The 19,860-nt window shown below is 35.3% G+C and carries 15 protein-coding genes; 4 read left to right on the top strand and 11 right to left on the bottom strand.

The window, feature by feature from the left end; translation table 11 throughout:
* Position 1: 1 nt before the first annotated feature.
* Complete coding sequence (locus tag M2265_RS06235; protein ID WP_021188896.1) at positions 2-1,012, bottom strand: sensor histidine kinase; 1,011 nt, start codon at positions 1,010-1,012, stop codon at positions 2-4.
* Between the two features lie 172 nt (positions 1,013-1,184).
* Between M2265_RS06235 and M2265_RS06230 the strand changes: the two genes are divergently transcribed.
* The 3 genes from M2265_RS06230 (at position 1,185) to M2265_RS06220 (ending at position 7,047) form a co-directional block, all read left to right on the top strand.
* Entirely contained in the window at positions 1,185-2,573 is a 1,389-nt protein-coding gene (locus M2265_RS06230) for a TolC family protein (protein WP_132771410.1), read from the top strand.
* Between the two features lie 10 nt (positions 2,574-2,583).
* Positions 2,584-5,874, top strand: coding sequence for an efflux RND transporter permease subunit (locus M2265_RS06225; RefSeq protein WP_132771411.1), 3,291 nt, complete (start codon positions 2,584-2,586; stop codon positions 5,872-5,874).
* Between the two features lie 81 nt (positions 5,875-5,955).
* Positions 5,956-7,047, top strand: a complete 1,092-nt coding sequence (locus M2265_RS06220; RefSeq protein WP_132771412.1) for an efflux RND transporter periplasmic adaptor subunit — start codon at positions 5,956-5,958, stop codon at positions 7,045-7,047.
* A gap of 55 nt (positions 7,048-7,102) precedes the next feature.
* On the opposite strand, the gene M2265_RS26955 is transcribed toward M2265_RS06220, so the two are convergent.
* The 8 genes from M2265_RS26955 to M2265_RS06185 form a co-directional block, all read right to left on the bottom strand.
* Entirely contained in the window at positions 7,103-7,195 is a 93-nt protein-coding gene (locus M2265_RS26955; protein ID WP_132771483.1) for an IS3 family transposase, read from the bottom strand.
* Positions 7,196-8,029: 834 nt separating this feature from the next.
* Positions 8,030-9,565, bottom strand: a complete 1,536-nt coding sequence (locus M2265_RS06215) for a glycosyltransferase family 39 protein (RefSeq protein WP_132771413.1) — start codon at positions 9,563-9,565, stop codon at positions 8,030-8,032.
* Between the two features lie 1,169 nt (positions 9,566-10,734).
* Complete coding sequence (locus M2265_RS06210) at positions 10,735-10,956, bottom strand: hypothetical protein (RefSeq protein ID WP_021191941.1); 222 nt, start codon at positions 10,954-10,956, stop codon at positions 10,735-10,737.
* Positions 10,957-11,460: 504 nt separating this feature from the next.
* The gene (locus M2265_RS06205) at positions 11,461-12,150 is read right to left on the bottom strand and encodes a toxin-antitoxin system YwqK family antitoxin (RefSeq protein WP_132771414.1); all 690 of its coding nucleotides are present in this window, start codon (positions 12,148-12,150) and stop codon (positions 11,461-11,463) included.
* Between the two features lie 133 nt (positions 12,151-12,283).
* On the bottom strand, positions 12,284-12,955 hold the full coding sequence (locus M2265_RS06200) for a hypothetical protein (RefSeq protein ID WP_132771415.1): 672 nt from the start codon (positions 12,953-12,955) through the stop codon (positions 12,284-12,286).
* Between the two features lie 159 nt (positions 12,956-13,114).
* Positions 13,115-13,366, bottom strand: a complete 252-nt coding sequence (locus M2265_RS06195; protein WP_132771416.1) for a hypothetical protein — start codon at positions 13,364-13,366, stop codon at positions 13,115-13,117.
* A 351-nt stretch (positions 13,367-13,717) separates the two neighbouring features.
* A complete protein-coding gene (locus M2265_RS06190) occupies positions 13,718-14,239 on the bottom strand; it encodes a DUF4269 domain-containing protein (protein WP_132771417.1) in 522 nt (173 codons plus the stop codon).
* Positions 14,240-14,332: 93 nt separating this feature from the next.
* Positions 14,333-15,472, bottom strand: coding sequence for a serine hydrolase domain-containing protein (locus tag M2265_RS06185; protein WP_207902469.1), 1,140 nt, complete (start codon positions 15,470-15,472; stop codon positions 14,333-14,335).
* Positions 15,473-16,160: 688 nt separating this feature from the next.
* Here M2265_RS06185 and M2265_RS06180 point away from each other — a divergent pair.
* Positions 16,161-16,370, top strand: coding sequence for a PepSY-like domain-containing protein (locus M2265_RS06180; protein ID WP_132771418.1), 210 nt, complete (start codon positions 16,161-16,163; stop codon positions 16,368-16,370).
* A 378-nt stretch (positions 16,371-16,748) separates the two neighbouring features.
* On the opposite strand, the gene M2265_RS06175 is transcribed toward M2265_RS06180, so the two are convergent.
* On the bottom strand, positions 16,749-17,138 hold the full coding sequence (locus M2265_RS06175; protein WP_132771419.1) for a hypothetical protein: 390 nt from the start codon (positions 17,136-17,138) through the stop codon (positions 16,749-16,751).
* 344 nt (positions 17,139-17,482) lie between these two features.
* Positions 17,483-19,840 (bottom strand): TonB-dependent receptor domain-containing protein, encoded by a 2,358-nt coding sequence (locus tag M2265_RS06170; RefSeq protein ID WP_132771420.1) that lies wholly within the window; start codon positions 19,838-19,840, stop codon positions 17,483-17,485.
* Positions 19,841-19,860: the final 20 nt, after the last annotated feature.

Here is a 19,860-nt window from a genome sequence, read left to right as displayed (position 1 = left end):
GCTAAAGATTTATGACCAAGGAGATCTCAAACTCGTCCTTATTTGCAATCGTATTCAATTGATAGCGATTAGGGTATAATAACTTCAAGCGCGCTACCGTATTTTCTAAACCTATTTTTGCTGAAAATACATTCCTTTTTTTTATGGGGACTGAATTTTGTACATGCAAATATAAGGTCCCTTTTTCAATTTTTATTGAGATCGCTACGTAACAATCTTCTATACTACAGGTACCATGTTTAAAAGCATTCTCAATAAATGTGATCAGCAGCATCGGTGCAATTTGGTTGTTGATTCCCACTTCTGGTTGATAATCAAAATCAATTTTTGTACGATAACCTAAACGTTCGCGTTCCAATTCGATATAACTTGATATAAAATCAATCTCATCGTCCATTGAAACAAATTCCCTGTCGCTGCTTTCCATTTGATAACGTAGTAATTGTGATACTTTGATAATCAGTTCAGAGGTACGTTCCGGAAATTTAAGACTGATCCCATAGATTGTATTTAAAGTATTAAACAAAAAGTGAGGATTCAGCTGCTTTTTTAAATTAGACAATTGCGTTTGATTGGAAAGTAGTTCTCTTCTTGTTTTTAATCGCTGGAAACGATAAAATTCGATAAATTGGATACTTCCTAAAATACATACCAGCGATCCCAGCAATACCCCAACTTGATAATGGAAAGTTTTCTGAGCGAGGTTTTTGTACAGAAAGCAATTCTTATAAATTACATTTTCCGTGATTTCCTTTAGAATAAAAGCAAAAACCAGGAGTATTGCGGTCGAAGACAACGCATAAAGTATGGCTTTATTTTTTTTAATCAGAATTGGCAGCAGAAAAAAACGGTTCACCTGTGCGTGTATGTATAAGATCAGAAAATAGACCAACCCCATTAAAAAGCCTTTCCAGCTTAAGATCAAAATCCAATCATTCAAAGTAAAGAGGATAAACGAGAAAATCAATAATGCGATTTCCTGTATGATCTTATTCTCCAGAATCTTTCTCATAATCCCTTGTTTTTGTTAAAAATCTGTTACAAAGTAAAAGTATTAAGTTTATAACCACCGAAAAATAAATGACGAATTAAATTGGTCACTTTTAAACGCTATAGATCATTTTAAACTAATACTGCATCGTACTTGGGGCTTATCTTCGTTTCCATAAAATGATATATAACCTATGCTGAAATTGAATTTAGTGTTGTCATTGGCTGTATCACTTGCGACCTCAACCTCATTTGCACAGAAGCTTACCATCCGAGATGCTGTAGACCAAGGTCTTGCAAATTATGGAATGATCAAGGCAAAGACGTATTATGTCCAATCCTCACTACAGACCAACGAACAAGTAAAACGCGACTTCTGGCCTAATTTGACAGTCGTAGCACAACAAGATTATGGAACCATTAATGGACAAAATGGTCCATTATACGGATTTGGGGGGCTGGGAGTAGCTTCCTCAGGAGCAGCCCTTCCAGAACAGAATTGGAATGCTGCCTTTGGAGCCCTGTATCTAGCAAACATCAATTGGGATATCTACACTTTTGGCCGAAAAAAGGAACGAATAGAATTGAGTAAGGCCGATAGTAAACGACTAGAAATTGATCTCCAACAAGAACAATTTCAGCATAAGATCAGGATTGCAGCCGCTTACTTAAATCTTCTGGCGAGTCAGCGTCTCCAAAAAAATCAACAGAAAAATCTAGATCGCGCATTAGTCTTTTTTAATATTGCGGCCACTAAAGCCAAGAATGGGATTTTGCCCGGTGTCGATTCAACCTTGGCTTCGGCTGAGGTTTCTCGTGCAAAAATCAGCTTGAATCAAGCTGGAGAAAATGTGAAAGAACAAAATAATAAATTAACGGTATTGATGGGAATCAATACAACAGACCTTCAAATTGACACGGGGTTAGTGACAAGAACACCAGCTCAGTCGCTTGCAGTAGATGTATCTCTGGTAGGCAATAATCCTATACTTCAATATTACAGAAGTCGAATTGAAGTTGGTGAGCAACAGCTAAAGTTATCAAGCAAAGAATACTTACCAACTCTGTCTGCCTTTGGTGTATTCCAGGCACGCGGTTCTGGATTCAAAAGTGAATATGCGACAGATCTCCAAGCCTTCACAAGCAACTATTGGAATGGTATTCGTCCCAATAGGCAAAATTATCTTTTGGGGTTAGGGATCAATTGGAATATTACATCTATTGCACGAGTGAATAAAAAAATCAGTGCGCAGCGCTACACCAACGATGCTTTACGTGAGGAATATCAAACCACGGAAGCGCAATTTTTTGCACAACTGGATGCTGCTGAGGTTAAGATGCGATTAGCACAGCAAAGCGACGCTGAAGCACCTAAACAGGTATCAGCAGCTTTACAAGCTTATAATCAAAAGATGACCATGTACAAAAATGGTCTGGCTACGCTTGTTGATATCACCCAAACGTTATATACACTGAATCGAGCCGAGACAGACCGCGAAATCATCCATATTAACCTCTGGCAATCATTATTACTGAAAGCCGCCTCCGCTGGAGATTTCGATATTTTTAACAAAGAACTATAAATAACAAAGCATGAATTTAATACGTTTTGCCTTACGTAAGCCAATATCCATCCTTGTGCTGGTTATGGGTCTTATTGTGTTTGGAATAGGTGCAGTACGCACGATTAAGGTTGATATTTTACCCAAAATGGGCCTTCCTGTTATTTATATTGCGCACCCTTTTGGAGGCTATTCTCCAGATCAGATGGAGTCTTATTTTGCTAAAAACTACGTTAATATTTTACTTTTTGCCAATGGTGTAAAGTCGATTGAGACCAAAAATATTCAAGGTTTGACTTTAATGAAGATCTCTTATTACGAAGATACCAACATGGCACAAGCAGCGGCGGAATTGAGCGCACTCGCCAACCGGATACAGGCTTCATTTCCTCCTGGTTCACAACCGCCTTTTATTATTCGGTTTGATGCATCTTCACTTCCTGTGGGCCAATTGGTACTTAGTAGTGATAAGCGGTCGAATAACGAATTACAGGATCTAGCCAATGTTTATGTACGGGCTTCATTCACCTCCATACCGGGATTAATTTCCCCACCACCATTTGGGGGTAGTCCGCGGACAATAGAGGTCAATGTTGATCCCGAATTGATGCGTAGCCACAACATGACCCCTGATCAGGTCGTAGAAGCGTTAAAGCTTAATAACCAGACTGCACCAGCGGGAAATGTCCGTATAAAGGATAAAAATTACATTACGTCAACTAATAACACCATTCGTAATGTCAAAGATTTTGAGAAAATTCCCCTTTTTAAAGGTGGTGTTCAAAATCTTTATCTGGGTGATATCGCTAGCGTGAAGGATGGAGCCGATGTTACTGCAGGCTATGCGCTTGTCAATGGAAAACGATCGGTCTATGTCAGTATTGCCAAGGCTGGTGATGCTTCGACTTGGGAAGTTGTACAAAATTTGAAGGCTGCACTTCCAAAAATACAGAATACCTTGCCCGAAGATGTTAAATTATCCTATGAGTTTGACCAATCGGTATATGTTATCAACTCTGTTAAAAGTCTAATCACTGAAGGAGCAATCGGCGCTATTCTTACCGGATTAATGGTTTTACTATTTTTAGATGACCGAAGGGCTGCCTTGATCGTTATCTTAACAATTCCAATTTCTGTTATAGCGGGAGTACTCTTCCTAAAACTATTTGGACAGACCATCAACCTCATGTCACTGAGTGGATTGGCGCTAGCAATTGGTATTCTGGTTGACGAAAGTACCGTAACGATAGAGAATATCCATCAACATTTGGATATGGGAAAACCCAAAGCATTGGCGATCTGGGATGCCTGTAAGGAAATAGCGCTTCCGAAGCTTTTGATTTTATTGTGTATCCTCGCTGTATTCGCTCCGGCATTTACAATGACAGGTATCCCAGGATCTTTATTCTTACCACTGGCTTTGTCCATTGGCTTTTCAATGATCACCTCCTTCTTATTGTCCCAGACTTTTGTACCCATTATGGCTAACTGGCTTATGAAAGATCATCATAAAGTAGGAGCAAATAAGATTAATCCTAAAGGATTGAGTGCAGATGAAGTGCAATTTGCTGAAACAGGCCTTTCAGTGGAATCTGAGCAAGATACGCTAAATCAAAAGCGAATTCTAGTCGAACGCGAAGATTTTAATAACGATGGTAAAATCAGTCTGTTCGAAAGATTCAGAAATCGGTTTATGAACATGATCGATCAACTGTTTAAACAAAAGAAAATCATCACCATCGTATATCTAGTTGGATCCATTAGCTTGGTGGTGATTTTACTCTCCGTCATTGGACAGGATGTGTTTCCAAAGGTGAATTCGAGCCAGTTTCAAATGCGCCTACGGGCCGTTGAAGGTACCCGCATTGAACGTACGGAGGAAAAAGCGAAACGTGCATTAGCAGAACTTGAAAAACTGGTGGGTAAAGAACATATTAGCATATCATCTGTTTATATCGGTCAACATCCGGGACAATTCTCTGTATCACCGATCTATTTATTTATGGCAGGACCTCATGAAGCTGTTTTCCAAATAGCTCTTCAAGATTACCACCGCGATATGGATAGCTTCCGCGATGAGTATCGGAATCGACTCAAAACTGCTCTTCCAGATGTACAGGTTTCTTTTGAGCCGATCGAACTCACGGACAAAGTGTTAAGCCAAGGTTCGCCAACACCTGTTGAAGTACGGATTGCAGGTAAAAACAAAAAGAATAATGAAAAATACGCAGGAAAACTAATAGAAGAACTAAAAACCATACCATACTTCAGAGATATTCAACTGGCACAGTCCATTAAATATCCGTCCTATGATATTACTATAGATCGAGTACGTGCTGCTCAACTTGGTATTGACCTTGCAGAGGTATCGCGCTCACTAATTGCCGCGACTTCATCCTCTCGTTATACGGAAAAGAATACCTGGATTGATGAAAAGGCTGGATTATCTTATAACGTGCAAGTTCAGGTTCCAATAGACAAAATGAAAGATGAAAAAGAGATTGGCGAAATTCCATTGCTAAAAAATTCTTCACGACCTATTCTGAGCGATATTGCAACTATTACGCCATCATTTACCTATGGCGAGAACGATAACTTAGGCACTATGCCATACATTTCTGTGACAGCCAATATTGATCATACCGATCTAAAAACAGCCTCTAAAGATGTACAGCGCAGTATTGTCGCTTTAGGTGAATTGCCACGTGGGCTTTCTGTCGAGCAGATTGGATTAGGAAAAGTATTGGGCGAAACAATGGATAGTTTACAGGCAGGCCTAGCAATTGCGATTATAGTCATATTTCTGATGCTTTCGGCAAATTTTCAATCCTTTAAAGTTTCAATGGTCGTCCTAACAACAGTTCCAGCCGTGGTACTTGGATCTCTGTTGATGCTTTTACTGACGGGTTCAACACTTAACCTGCAGTCATATATGGGGATTATCATGTCTGTAGGGGTATCCATCGCCAATGCAGTACTTTTGATCACGAACGCAGAACATATACGTAAGCATAATCAAAATGCATTGTCTGCGGCACGAGAGGCGGCTTCACTTCGTCTACGTCCGATTATTATGACCAGTTTGGCTATGATTGTCGGAATGTTACCAATGGCAATTGGACATGGTGAAGGTGGGGAGCAAGTTTCCCCGCTGGGACGTGCCGTAATCGGGGGATTATTGTTTTCAACTTTCGCCGTACTTGTTATCTTACCTTTAATATTCGCTTGGATACAAGAGAAAAGTAGCACGCAGTCGATCTCCTTGGATCCGCAAGATGAAGAAAGTAAACATTATATAACAGCATTAAAACCTTTAAAATGAAATCATCATGATTCATTCAAATCGAGGTAAATGAGTTCATTAATACTGAAGAGCCTAAAAACATATCAATAATTTAAACAGATGAAAAGTAATTTCTTAAGAATATTATACACGATTGGCTTATTCGCCTACTTAACCGGATGTCAGTCTGCTGCTGAGGAAACTGGCAAAAAATTAACTAAAGAAAGTCCAGCAATAGAAACATTTGTACTTTCTAAGGAAAAACTAACAAGTAAAATGCAGATACCGGGAGAAATCAGCGGATTTCAGCAGGTTGAAATTTATGCCAAAGTGAGTAGCTATGTGCAGGCTTTAAAAGTCGATATCGGTAGTAAGGTACAAGCGGGACAGTTGTTAGCTGTCCTTGAAGCTCCAGAATTAAGCTCACAGTTGTCAACTGCAAAATCGAGGTTAAAGTCGCAAGAGGCCATTTATACGGCTACCAAAAGCACTTATGATAGATTGTTTGAAACCAGTAAAGTTGAAGGTACCGTAGCTCGATTGGATCTGGAAGTGGCAGAGGCGAAAAAGAATGCCGATTATGCCCAATTTCAGGCAGCAAAATCCGCCTATGCGGAAGTGCAGAATCTGCTGAACTATCTTGAAATACGCGCTCCATTTGATGGTGTTATTGCCACAAGGAATGTTAATCAAGGTGCGTATGTAGGACCGGCAGGTAGAGGTTCGGAAATGCCGATCATGACAATCCAGCAACAAAGCAAGCTGCGTTTAGCTGTTTCTGTACCTGAACAGTATGCGGGCTTCCTTGTTGCAGAACAGCCGTTGCAGTTCACCGTAAAATCCTTGCCAGGACAATATTTTACAGGCAAGATTGCACGCAAGTCAGGAGCACTGGATAGTAAATTGAGATCAGAAAGGATTGAAATTGACATTAACAATACCAACAACAAACTTCTTCCCGGTATGGTTGCCGAGGTCGAGTTACCGTTAACCTCTCAGGATAGTACTTTTGTTGTACCCAAAGCCGCCATTTACACTTCAGGTGAAGGTAGTTTTGTAATAGCAGTTATAGCCAATAAAACAAGCCGTGTTCCCGTACAAAAAGGACGCAGTATTGAGGAGCAGGTAGAAATATTTGGGAATCTTAATCCAACAATGTTATTCCTCAGTAAAGCAGATGAAGAGATCGCAGATGGCACTCCCGTCAAATAAAAAGAAAGGCCATAATGATTATCATTATGGACTGACCCCAAAAAGCTGGACTAATTTACGCAGTGTTTTTGATATAATGAGCTCGGTATTCCATCGGGCTCATTCCATTTAAATTAATCCGTATCCGTTGGTTATTATAATACTTAATATGGCCTTTATTTTTATTTCAAGTAAACCAATAATTTCATCTTAATGCCATAAATTTTAAGTCTGTTGTAGGATATTTGATTTTAATTTCGAACCATATTATAATTTATCTATGGTTTGCATTACTTTGGCAGAATGATTGAAAATCTTGAGCTTAATGACACTATTCCGATTTGATAAATTTTTGAATATCACACTTTCACTGTCGTCAACATTTAAAGCGTATTTATTATCTTTTTCCATGCTAATTTCCGTATCATGAGTTCTTAAATGGATCGGACTATCAGATTTAATTATCACCTCAAACGAAAAAGACTTGGCGTCCTCAGTTGAAATTTTTAGTGACGAATACGCTGGAATAATTGTATTTATATATAATGCATGGTTGTCTTTTTTACCGAGGTTGCTTATTTGACAAGATTGTGTAATTAATAAGATTAATACGATTAGTAGTTGCTTCATGAAATGAAGATAAATTAAAATATAGTACTAAATTGTGACAATTAGTTTCATGACATAATCATGGCAATTAGAATACTGCAGATCAAAATTATTATTCGTAAAAAGCACCATATCACATAAAACCAAGGAATTCACAATGAAGGTCAAGTTAAAAACAGATCTATACGCAACCACAATTTATCAGCTTTAGTAATGTGTTTTCAAACTTTAAGTGGCTTACTATGTCGCAAAACTAGTTAAGGTCTGTGACAGCACTATGTCAAGAGGGGTAAGGCATCATGGTGTTGTATATAACGATATGCAGTTAGCCAGCGGTATGCGTAAAAGTATGGCACGCATTGGCGTGATTTTAGTTCTTGCAATACGGTGATTTTTAATGGAAGTTTTTAACTTCCTCTACCTCTTTTTTTATTCTTTCATTAATATCAATTTTGGCATTCATGAAAGAAAAAATTGTTGTTCCATATTCTCTAGCATATTTGTTCGTGATCGAATCTGCAATACAAGCATTTTCAAAATATGGAGAAGTTTCTGTCCATTCATTTTCTTTCTCCCAAGCATTTTTGATACGGATTAAATGATAGTATTTTGTTTCAAAATCAAACCAGTTGATGTAATCTGCATTGAATGTTACAGCACGGATTCCCTTCTTTGAATAATAATTGATAGCTCCGGCTTGCCCGTAATTATCACATAATATCAACGTATTTTTTGGGTTTGGAATAGTCATGTAAACACTATCCACTTTTTTGGCAAGTTCTTTCCAACCTAACATATCTGCGAAATCTTGTGGTAATTGATGCTCTTTTCCATCTTCCCAAGTTAACATTCCAAATTTTCTGTATTTATCGGGATGATTGACAATGTACTCCGGACTTTTATTAGGAAATGCAACACGGTAAATCGGAATGAAACATACAACCACCAAAAGGATAAATATTGGTTTTAAGATTTTACCAATTTCATTTTCTAATAAAGTTGAAATATATACTGAACCGAAAGCAAAATAAATTGGGTAAACTCCAATCGCATAATAATCTTTAGCTTTTAAAAACAAAAAAATTGAGATTATTATGAAGAATGCCCAAAAGAATAGCCGATATTTTTTGAATTTCTGCTGCTTTAGCAACGCAAAAAGTCCAAAAAAAACAACGATCAAAGTTCCTGGGAAAAATAGAAACTGAGAGCGGATGAAACTCCAACGATCCACATTTACAAGCTGTGTCTCTGAAAGTTCATGAAGATGATGGACAACAGGGAAATGATTATTGAATTGCCAAATTATATTTGGAGAAATTATAATGAAAGCTAATCCAATTCCAAAATAAAGGTTTTTATTGCGAAAGATTTTCCTTTCAGCTGTTAATAGTAAAGAGGGAATAATTCCTAAAATAAGGAAAATGATATTGTATTTATTTAAAAATCCAATCGCAAATGTAAATGCAATGAGATATATCCATTTAGTCTGATTACTGTTTAAATATTTTATAATGAAATAAGACAGTGAAGTCCAACACAGGACATCTAGTGAGTTTGGTTGAAATAAGGTATTTAATCTGAATAGTACTGAAAATGTCACACAGCTTGCCCCTAAGATAAGCGCAAAAAGATTCCCTTTTAATTCTTCAATTGTTTTCCAGACCAAGAGAATTGTCAACGCCCCGAAAAGTGTAGGGAAGAATTTAATCCAAAAAACAGTATTTCCAAGTAATTTAATTATATACGAAATCCAGGACGTAACTGGTGGAACAGAAAAATATCCAAGAGCCAAATGGTTTGCCTGATCTATATGCAAAAATTCATCTCTTTGCAATTCATATTCTGGGCTAATAAGTGAATATTGAATAAGAAATTTGACCAAAATAAAGCATATTAGGATAATATTTTTTTCATATTGTTTCTTTTCCATCTGTCAATCGAAGGTATAAAATTGTTTTTCTATTCAGAAACTAAATTTGTAAGCGTACTCATCATAAAGCCGGATATTGTAATTTTTTCACCCTAATATACTACTTTAAAAGAATAGGGACTACCCTAAATACCTTAAGGTATTGATTTTATTTAGTAATAGGCATTTGTAAATATAATTTTTAATGCATTAGTGTCTATCCACTAATAGACACCATTTTTTCGCATTCCATGCTAAGAAAATATAATTGTCAACCTATCTTTAGTATAGTCCCAAATTAATAAAGAGGAGATTGGGTGAATAAACTTGAGTAATCTTTTCGTAAATTGGTCTTGCGTAAATAATTTATTAATTTTATAAGTGTCAACAGCTTTTCAATAAGATTAAAAGCCTGGAGTTACCGCTCTTTAAATTAAAAATATCGATGATGAAGATTTCCTATTTATCTATTCAAGTTTCTACAGAAACAATTTATTATGGGTTTAAGATTGGTCATACAATTCCTAACTAAATGAAGACAACAATTTTGATTGCTTTACTTTTGGTATGTAAATTTTCATTTGCACAATCAAAAGATCAAAGATTTGTACTTGTCAAACCCGATATGAATAAAATTGACTGGTTACAATCTCACAAATCTTATTCCTCATTATATGCCTACCTTGTTTGTCATTACGATACTATTGGACCTCAAAAAATTTTGTGAGAAAAATGTGATTTTTCACAGCAATTTAAAAATCGAATAAGTTATAGTCAAAAAGAATGTCCAGTTGGCGTAAGCTCTTATCAGTTAACGATTCCGTTTACAGAAGTTTCAGAAATAAAAAAATTGTTTGCTTTGCTTTTTAAATCAGAAGATTTTGTTTGGAGTGCCGATAGCCTATCGTACACATCACAAAGTGGTGCTGGAGGAACGTTCGAATATAAAAAAGTGAAAAATAAGATAGTCAGTAATATCTTGTTCACAGATTAGTACTTGCGAAAACCTTAAAAATACAATAAATTGGATTTAAATGTTTGTTGCTCATATCAACTGTTCATCATAAGGTATTTATGGATATAGTTCTAAACTCCATTGAATGAGCATTTTTGAAGTGGTTAAATACAATGAAATCAATTTTCCGAAATTAAAACTCGTTTTAATTTCGGAAAATTGATTTCATTATTGCCTACATATAGCTACTAGTATATACCCAATTGTGTTCGGTAAAAAAGTATGTGTTTGAAATATGGCTTCCATTTAAGTACACACCGATTGTACCGCCACTTTCTCCTCCTTGAGCAGGTGAAAATGATAACGAGATTCCACCCATTGGATTGAATCCTCCTTGTATAGTTTGCTCTTCACCTTGTCCGAGCTCGAATTTTGTTAAATTTTCAATTGATTTCATAATTTTTAAAATTTTCTCTTAAACTACTCATAAGTCGATCAATACATAAGACCTAATTGATATTTGTAGGAAGATTGCTTATTTCTGTGGCGATTTAATCAATTTATGTTTGAATAAGTCTCTATTTTAATTGGGCATACCAATAGAGTGATTAAGGGGAGGAGATATAGTTTCGACAATTATTCTTTTAACCTACGTTTGATTCAACAATTGCTCCAACCAGCATTAAAGTTTGAGTTTTATAGAAAAGCTAGCTATTGGTCACGATCTGGTAGTTATGTCGTCTGATTATTCCATAGCAGGAGTAAACATAGAAGTTTGAACAGTAGTTTTCAGCCATGAAACTTATGGAAAGGGTTTATATTATGTGTTTACTAACGTAAAAAGTAAAAGAAAATTTTATTGTTTTAATCTCTTCTTTTCCTTTTATTTGGATTTAACCGTGGTTCGTCAAGTCAAGTATTACTGCCAATGTGGTAGATATTGCCTAAAATTTAGACATTTCTAGTAGTTTCTTGTTTCTGTCAAATAACCGTTTTCGTTGTAGAGTTTCCATTGCCCTCTTTTATCACCGCTTTTAAATTGTCCCATTTCTAATAACACTCCGTTTTCGTTGTACCATTTCCATTGACCATTTCTTTTTCCGTTTACATAATTGCTTACATTTTTTAAGTTTCCGTTCTCATAATACCATCTCCATACTTTCATTTTCAATCCTTTTTTATATTTCCCTCTGCATGCGATTTGGTTATTGCTATAAAACCATACCCAATTTCCGTCTTCTTTTCCATCTTTATACCTTTCAATCTGTTTTAATGCGCCACTTTCTTGGTAAAATTTCCATTTTCCAGTTTTTTTTCCATCTTTATATTGTCCCAAAGCCAATGTTTTACCGTTTTTGTGATACCAATTGTCTGTTTGTATTACACCATCTTTATAGTTTGCAATATTATACAGATAGCCGTCTATATAGAAAAACCATTCTCCAATTTGTTGTTGGTTTAGAAAATTACCAACTTTTTCCAGCTTACCACTATATCCATAATATTTCCATTCTCCAGTGCAATTTCCATTCGCATCGAATTGTCCAACTTGTTTAAGATTTCCATTGTCATAAAAGATTTTATGCTCCGTTTGTGAAAAAACCAAAACGTGCACAAGTAGGAGTGCTAAAAATGTTACTAATTGTTTCATTTCCGAATGTTAATTGGCATTAAATCAAAACACATATGCAGCTATTATGACTAAAATTCAGCTAAGAAGCTAATGTTAAATTTTACTTTTCATACTGCCTGATTCAAAATCCCTCTTTGCAATCATTGTTTGATTATTTTGGGAAAACCATACTGAGGCTTCTAAAATCTATCCATTCCGCATATTTTTTATGAGCATTACTTATCGCTATTGTTGTTAATTTATTTTCATTTGTAGTGAGATTTTTTTTATAGCTCACAAAATAGCTTATATCATGCTGACTATCATCCCATTTTATTAGTTCTTCAATAATATGTCGCGTTTCTTGCTCTCCGTTTTCATCCAAAAATATAGGATGTTCTTTTGTATTTTCATTTTTTTGGTAAAATAGGTGCTTGCCGAAATTTTTATTGAATTCACCTATTAATAATTCACAATTGCTGTTGTCTTCTAATTCTAATTCATAAGTGAAAGCACTGTTGTCCTCTTTCAAATAGTATATGATTAAACTTTTTATTTTACCGATATTCAGATCATTGAATTTAAAATTTTGTTGAGGAGAAAATGAAAATTCTTCATAATCTAAATTTAAGTTATAGGCTGAATTATTATTATCATCCTTATTTAAGCCAAATGGAATCAGTGTTTTATCCAAACCTGAATTTAAGTGAATCTCGTTGATTTTAATAGTATCTTTTTTTGCAGTCGCAATTTTTTCAATTTTATTATCCATTTTTTTTGTTTCGTGCCCATTACAAGAAGTCAAAAAATGAGCAATTGTAAAAAGTAATAAAAGTTTTTTCATATTATTGTTAGTTCGCCGTTTATATAATTACAGTCAATTGATAAAATGACAGTTGCCGCTTCTTTAGTGTTTGTTTAAATTTTTATAGTTCCATTTATACACATATAATTGTGCTTTTTTTAATTATAAATCTACATCAAAAGTTCAAAACCGAATAAACTATTTACAATTCGCTGTGGTATATTTACAATTCATCAAGAAGGCTAACTGTATAGGATATAACTCCTTATTTAAGCCAAATGGAATCAGTGTTTTATCCAAACCTGAATTTAAGTGAATCTCGTTGATTTTAATAGTATCTTTTTTTGCAGTCGCAATTTTTTCAATTTTATTATCCATTTTTTTTGTTTCGTGCCCATTACAAGAAGTCAAAAAATGAGCAATTGTAAAAAGTAATAAAAGTTTTTTCATATTATTGTTAGTTCGCCGTTTATATAATTACAGTCAATTGATAAAATGACAGTTGCCGCTTCTTTAGTGTTTGTTTAAATTTTTATAGTTCCATTTATACACATATAATTGTGCTTTTTTTAATTATAAATCTACATCAAAAGTTCAAAACCGAATAAACTATTTACAATTCGCTGTGGTATATTTACAATTCATCAAGAAGGCTAACTGTATAGGATATAACTTGCAAAGCCATTCGGTCAGGAATGGCTTTGTAAAAGTTTATAAACCAGACTAAAGGCCTCTTGTAATTTTCTACCAAACTTATCTTTGTTTGTGAGTTTTTAGGACGGTATGCTATGGTTATCAGAACTATTGCACGATGTAGTTGAGTAATTCAACATATGGATCTCCACTTATATTCAGTAGTTTGCAAAATGCCGGTTCTGTTTTTATACCCTGTTTTTTTAATTTTATTATTTCCATTTTAAAACTGTCATTTCTAGCCTGCAGGATTTCGTACTCTTTAATCATATGTAAATATCCATTTTGTTTTTCTGTGTCTATATCTGTCGCATATATTTCTATTAGCGTATCTTCTAGCATAAAATTCGAGGTTAGGGCTCCATTGCTGAAGGTACTTAATCGAAATTGAGCAAATTGAGCAAAACTCTTGAGTAATAATTGCGTTAACTCCTTCAAATTATGAGCTTGTAATATTATATCTACATCACTCTCTTCTATATCGATATTTATGGGAATTGTTCCCACTAGGATAGGTTTGTAATCGTTGAGAATTTCGAACAGCTGATACTTGGTTATTATGTTATGTATTTTCCTTTGTTTAGTATTCCCTAGTTTAAGGTAATTTATATTTCTAAAATCAATTTTCATTTGATAATAAAGTTATTAAAGTAAAAAGCTTGAAAGGACTGTACTTAGTTTAGCAGTATTTTTCCATAGAAAGCTCTTGCGTCTTTGATCGTTTTATCCCTCGCTTCCTTCCGCCGCTATTTTATCAAATATGATATTTAATGCCTCTTCCATGACCTTTGCAGTGTCGATGCCACTCTGATTGGTAATAATAAATGCGCTTAAATCGTATTTTGGAATAATATAGATGTAACATTGGGAACGAGGCACGCCACCATGATGTACGTAATATGTACCTAATTTTTTATCATCAGTGACAATATTCCAGAAATACCCAATACTGAACTCACGATCAAACTTGACAATTGATTTATGTGACTTAGCAACGATGTTATTATTTTTCAATTCAAATTTCATATACTTTACCATATCAGGTATTGTGGATTTCATATTACCAGATGCTCCCCACGGTAATTTTGGCATTGGAGCGGGGATAATGCTGTTATCACTGTGGTACCCAACTGCAAGTTTTTTTGCTTCCTGATCCGAAAGACTGATTCTTGTGTTATGCATTGCAATTTTTTTGGACAGATAATCCGTCAATAGTTCTTCATATTTTGTTTTATATACTTTTTCTAAAATAAAAGCCACAAGTTCGCTACCTGCGCTAGAGTATGAATATTTGTAACCTGGAACAGTATCAATCTTAACTTTATGGAGATCTGTTAGAAAATCTTTCTGGCCATAGTTTTTATAAAGTTCATTGATTTTAGCTGGTGTGTCGTGATTTGTGAAATCCTGAAGTATTGAATTTGCTTGGAAAGGAAGCATGTTTGGAAACCCACTTGTGTGTGACAGCAGATGTTTTACAAGAATAGGTTGACTTCCATATTTTAAGTTTGGATAGTCTTCAAGTAAATATTTTTGGATCTCATCATCAATATTTAATTTATTTTCACAAACGGCCTTAGCCGCAAGTGTTCCTGCAAAAGTTTTACTTAGAGAACCAATTTCATAAATTGTTTCATTAGTAGGGCAATTATTTTTTCCTTTCTCTAATTCTCCATAATGACCGATATATTCTTTACCTTGATAAACGATAGCGATTGATGTAGAATGAATTAAAGGTTTTTTCAGCATTTGGTTTGCCGCACTATCAATTAAAATATTAATATTGATTTTTTTTACTTCTGAGGGCTGAGCCAAGCAAAAAATAGATGATAGCAAGAAAGTAAAAAGAGCTATATTTTTCATTGTTTATAATTGATTATAGTTTTCTAAAATTGATTTGAATATCCAATATTTGTCAAAGTTAATAATCTAAATCACTTTTACCAGTTAGTAAAATATCACAATATTCATTAAGATTTGTCGTAAAATCGCGACACATACAATCTTTATGAATTAGACATAGTCTTAGTTTTTCGCGATCAAAAAGTCCGCATAATTTTATCTTCCCATTACCTTTATTCATCAGGTTATTAACATGTAAGTCTAAGTGTTATAAATGAGGGACGATTTATAGCCTACAGATGAATCAAAAATTGCTTCAGTACATCAAGAGGGTGAGTTGGCGAATATTGCTGAAGCTTGTCGGATTGTTTGAATCTCACCTGTAGATTGTATTTTATCTAGTTTAATTATTGACTACTTCAAAATGAAATATAAATTCCAATTCATACTAAAAACACACAAAGCCATTTAATAAAAATAACCTTGTATATTTTATACCATTCTTACAGCTTCTCCTAATTTTAATCCAACCGATCATTTTATTTAATGACTTCTGAAATAATACCATGATTGGCCATAATTATGATTTTTCCTAATTCTTTCCCAAATTGCTATTTAGCTTTAGGTTAATATAAAAGAAGAAGCTTGGAAATCAGATGATATAATTAGAAAGTCATCATAATATTTAGCATTTTAAAACTTAAATGATATGGTTAATTGGAATTTAATAAACGGACTAGAAGGAAAATTTTCTGCACAGGATGTCAGAAAAAATATTTTGTCTTACATTATACTAAATTATCCTGCAAGCCAGGTTGAATTTATTGAAAAAGAAGATAAGACTTACAAAATAGATATTAGAGGAGGAGCGAATCTTATTTTTGATTTCAAAGGGCAATTTGTAAAAGCAATTAATTAGGGAGTTGCCTCGACTAAGGATAGCGACAGTGTCGAATCATGATATTCGACACTGTAATTTCAGGTATTATTGTTTTCTTCAGGACTATAATTGCTATTATTTTTCCCTATAGTATTACTACGTATCTGACCAAAATTCTCTCTATTGAACTAAGACTTTTTTTCAATTGTTATTCTTATACCATTTACCTACTTTAAATAGTGTATGTCTTAAAATTCTACACGAATCATGTCTAAAGAGTAAATCTTCGATGCGTATTATTTCTTAAACTTTTGATCAGTGAATTAGAATGGATTATCCTAAAATTATTTAAAAGGACTTATCAAGTGCATGAAATGGGGCATATTACCTAATTTCATCCAAGAATTAAAAGTCAAATTAATGGTATTCTCCATCTGCTCCAAGGGAAGATCCTTTTGGATGATATTTACCATCAGCTCCAATGAAACTTCCTTCTGGGTAATATTTACCATCAGTTCCTAGGAAAGAACCTTCTGGGTGATATTGTCCATCCGTTCCAAGAAAAAAACCTTCTGGGTGATATTGTCCATCCTTTCCAAGAAAGAATCCCTCTGGGTGATATTGTCCATCCGTTCCGAGAAAAGATCCTTTTGGGTGATATTTTTCATCAGTTCCAAGGAAAGATCCTTCTGGGTAGTATTGTCCATCAGTTCCAAGGAAAGATCCTTCTGGATGATATTTACCATCTGTTCCAAGAAAAGATCCTTCTGAGTGATATTGTCCGTCTACTCCTAAAAATTTTTCCATATTATTTTTTATCAAGTGCTTAAAATATTTTAACAATTTACTGAAACGTAATTTACTATGTTGTTGTTTTTGAATTGCACTGCACTGCAATGATTCTGTGACTTGTCCATGTAGTAAAGCGTATACCTAAGATACCAAACAAATATCTTGTTCCCAAATTGATTTGTTTCTATTTTTAATGAGCAGATTTTTTCTTTTCCTAAAATTTTTGAAATGAATTATTGTCCAGCCATGGTCAGGAGTCGATCAATAACGGACCTGGTCAAATAGCGCCTTAAGAATGGCGAATTTGACAAGATCCGTGCTACCTTGACGTAATAGTATAACATTTCGGTTATTGTTTTTTAATTACCAAACCGGTAGCTCAATGACAGTAACACTTTTCTGTTATCTGGAAAATCTGAATAAAATACTTTTAGGTTCCCATATTCACTTACCAGCTGAGGGTTAGCATTTCTAAGTAAGCCATTTGCGGTCAGCTTAATCATACCCCGCTCTCCGAACATTTTCTTTTCTGCCGCCAAATCTAAACCATACCTTTTGTCAGTTCTTGAAGGTCCTGTTGTAACTCCTGACCGATAGTAAGCTGCTATTTCAGCGCGGAGACCATATTTGAATTGAAGTGTGTGACGGCTATTGGCTGTCCAGCTGGATCCTTTTGAATCTAGGTTAATCGTTCCAATTTCACCAGAATAGTTATTGTAAAATGTATTGATGTAATGACTTGCTGTCCACCATGTACGTAATGTCTGATTGTACATGATACTTGCGCTATAATTCAGATAACGTCCAATATTCTCGGGTCTCGATAAATTTTCTCCAACTTGATCACCTTGACGAACAATCCAGTTGATGATGTCACGTCCATAGGAAACGCCTAATGTGGTGAATAATTTATTTTTATACCCATGACCTATCTCAGTGATGTAACTCTTCTCCGGTTTTAAATCTGGATTCCCTTCATTGTAACTATAAGCATCTTCATAGATCCGAAAGATATTGATGTCGTGATCGCCCGGTCGTTCAATACGACTGCTGAATGATGTTCTTAATGTGTTTTTGTCATTCAAGTGGTACAACAACGATCCGCTTGGGAATAGGTCAAAATAGCGCTGATCATTTTTCTTATTCAAGGTGACTTGATTGGCATTAATAAATGTATATTCACCACGGAGGCCAGCTTGATATTCGATCTTCTTGAATTTACCAGAGTAGATGGCATATAGGGCTTCAATGTGTTGTGTATATTGAAAACGGTTTGAAGTGGCATGATCGCGTATCCATGAACCCTTATCCAGTAGGGTATTGACCACATCATTATTGATAAAAAAGTACGTCCCCTTCCAGCCAAGTTCAATTTTACTCGAATCAGTTAGTGGTTTACTATAATCTAATCTTCCGGAATATGTCGTATTACTCAAATCCTGTACATTGGTCCGTCCGATAGCGGTTTTTTGATCCGTTAGTAAATTGAATTTCTCTGTTTCAAAGCGATTATTATAGTCATTACCGTGAGGAGCGAAGTCAAAATTAAATTTTAAAAAGTGATCTTCACCCTCGTATTTGTTGACATAATTAATATTAAATGTCCAATTCTTGAAAGACTCATCAAAATGATTATTGCTAACTGCGCGTTCAGTTTGTATGTTTTCCGGATAATTCCAGCTATCCATCTCGATGGATGCGTATGGCTTATAATTACCCCTCATCCAGTGCACACTTCCATCAAGGATTCCGCCATCGGAAAATTCATATTTTGCGCCTGCCCGAACGCTATGAAAAGCGGCGTCATCGAGTTTTTTGTTTTCTTGTTGCCGTTGAAAGGAAGTTAAGTTTCCTTGATCAAAAAAGCTTCTTTCGGTCAGATTGTGACTATTGCTGCGGTCATAACTCTTATTGCCCTGAATGTACATATCGAGACCATTGACCTTATAATGCAGTCCTCCTCCAAAACCACCATAAAACGCTCGCCCTTGTCCAGCCCGGACAAAAGCATCCCCACCAAAGCCTACCTTTGTATTTCGCTTGGTCACGATATTAATAATCCCTGCTGTTCCCGAAGCATCTTCACGAGCCGAAGGATTGCTGATCAACTCCAATTTTGAAACTTCAGATGCCTGAAGTCCACGCAAGATACTCGCGAGCTGTTCTCCAGATACATACATGTCGCGGCCATTGATACGCACATTAGCACCGGCACGGCCTTGAATTGAAAAATTCCCTTTTCCGTCAGAGACAAGACCAGGGGTCTTTTCGAGGAGCTCGAGGACATTGTTTCCTTCAGCCAATACACTTCCTTCGACATCAACAACCATCTTATCGGCATACTGCCGTACACTGGCTTGCTTTCCGATCACCTGGACGGTTTCCATCCTATGTTCGGACGGTTGTAAAAAAGCGGGTACTATTGTCTGATCTGTTCCCGACAGTTTGTACATTTTACTGTTCATCGTCGTGTAGCCAACGGAACTGTAACGAATCACATAATCGCCATTCTTGGTCGCATGCAATTGAAATGATCCATCCTTTGCCGCATCTGCCTGCATGATTAATGCCGAATCGGGTAAACGTAAAAGACTTGCTGTAGCTCCTTTAATTGAATGTCCATCTTTGTCAAATATTTTTCCAGACACCTTCGTCTGTGCTACGAGTCCCATAGAAGAACTTGAAAGCAGAATCGTTAATAATGTAGATCTCTTCATAAATAGTATCTCTTGTTCTT

The sequence above is a fragment of the Sphingobacterium kitahiroshimense genome (assembly GCF_025961315.1).
Lineage (GTDB): Bacteria > Bacteroidota > Bacteroidia > Sphingobacteriales > Sphingobacteriaceae > Sphingobacterium > Sphingobacterium anhuiense.
The sequence above is the reverse complement of the archived record's forward strand: the minus strand, read 5'-3'. Positions and strand labels throughout refer to the sequence as shown.

Bases quoted from the DNA above. Each gene is read 5' to 3' on its own strand.
- M2265_RS06235 (WP_021188896.1), bottom strand. From the start codon at position 1,012: ATGAGAAAGATTCTGGAGAATAAGATCATACAGGAAATCGCATTATTG.
- M2265_RS06230 (WP_132771410.1), top strand. From the start codon at position 1,185: ATGCTGAAATTGAATTTAGTGTTGTCATTGGCTGTATCACTTGCGACC.
- M2265_RS06225 (WP_132771411.1), top strand. From the start codon at position 2,584: ATGAATTTAATACGTTTTGCCTTACGTAAGCCAATATCCATCCTTGTG.
- M2265_RS06220 (WP_132771412.1), top strand. From the start codon at position 5,956: ATGAAAAGTAATTTCTTAAGAATATTATACACGATTGGCTTATTCGCC.
- M2265_RS06215 (WP_132771413.1), bottom strand. From the start codon at position 9,565: ATGGAAAAGAAACAATATGAAAAAAATATTATCCTAATATGCTTTATT.
- M2265_RS06210 (WP_021191941.1), bottom strand. From the start codon at position 10,956: ATGAAATCAATTGAAAATTTAACAAAATTCGAGCTCGGACAAGGTGAA.
- M2265_RS06205 (WP_132771414.1), bottom strand. From the start codon at position 12,150: ATGAAACAATTAGTAACATTTTTAGCACTCCTACTTGTGCACGTTTTG.
- M2265_RS06200 (WP_132771415.1), bottom strand. From the start codon at position 12,955: ATGAAAAAACTTTTATTACTTTTTACAATTGCTCATTTTTTGACTTCT.
- M2265_RS06195 (WP_132771416.1), bottom strand. From the start codon at position 13,366: ATGAAAAAACTTTTATTACTTTTTACAATTGCTCATTTTTTGACTTCT.
- M2265_RS06190 (WP_132771417.1), bottom strand. From the start codon at position 14,239: ATGAAAATTGATTTTAGAAATATAAATTACCTTAAACTAGGGAATACT.
- M2265_RS06185 (WP_207902469.1), bottom strand. From the start codon at position 15,472: ATGAAAAATATAGCTCTTTTTACTTTCTTGCTATCATCTATTTTTTGC.
- M2265_RS06180 (WP_132771418.1), top strand. From the start codon at position 16,161: ATGGTTAATTGGAATTTAATAAACGGACTAGAAGGAAAATTTTCTGCA.
- M2265_RS06175 (WP_132771419.1), bottom strand. From the start codon at position 17,138: ATGGAAAAATTTTTAGGAGTAGACGGACAATATCACTCAGAAGGATCT.
- M2265_RS06170 (WP_132771420.1), bottom strand. From the start codon at position 19,840: ATGAAGAGATCTACATTATTAACGATTCTGCTTTCAAGTTCTTCTATG.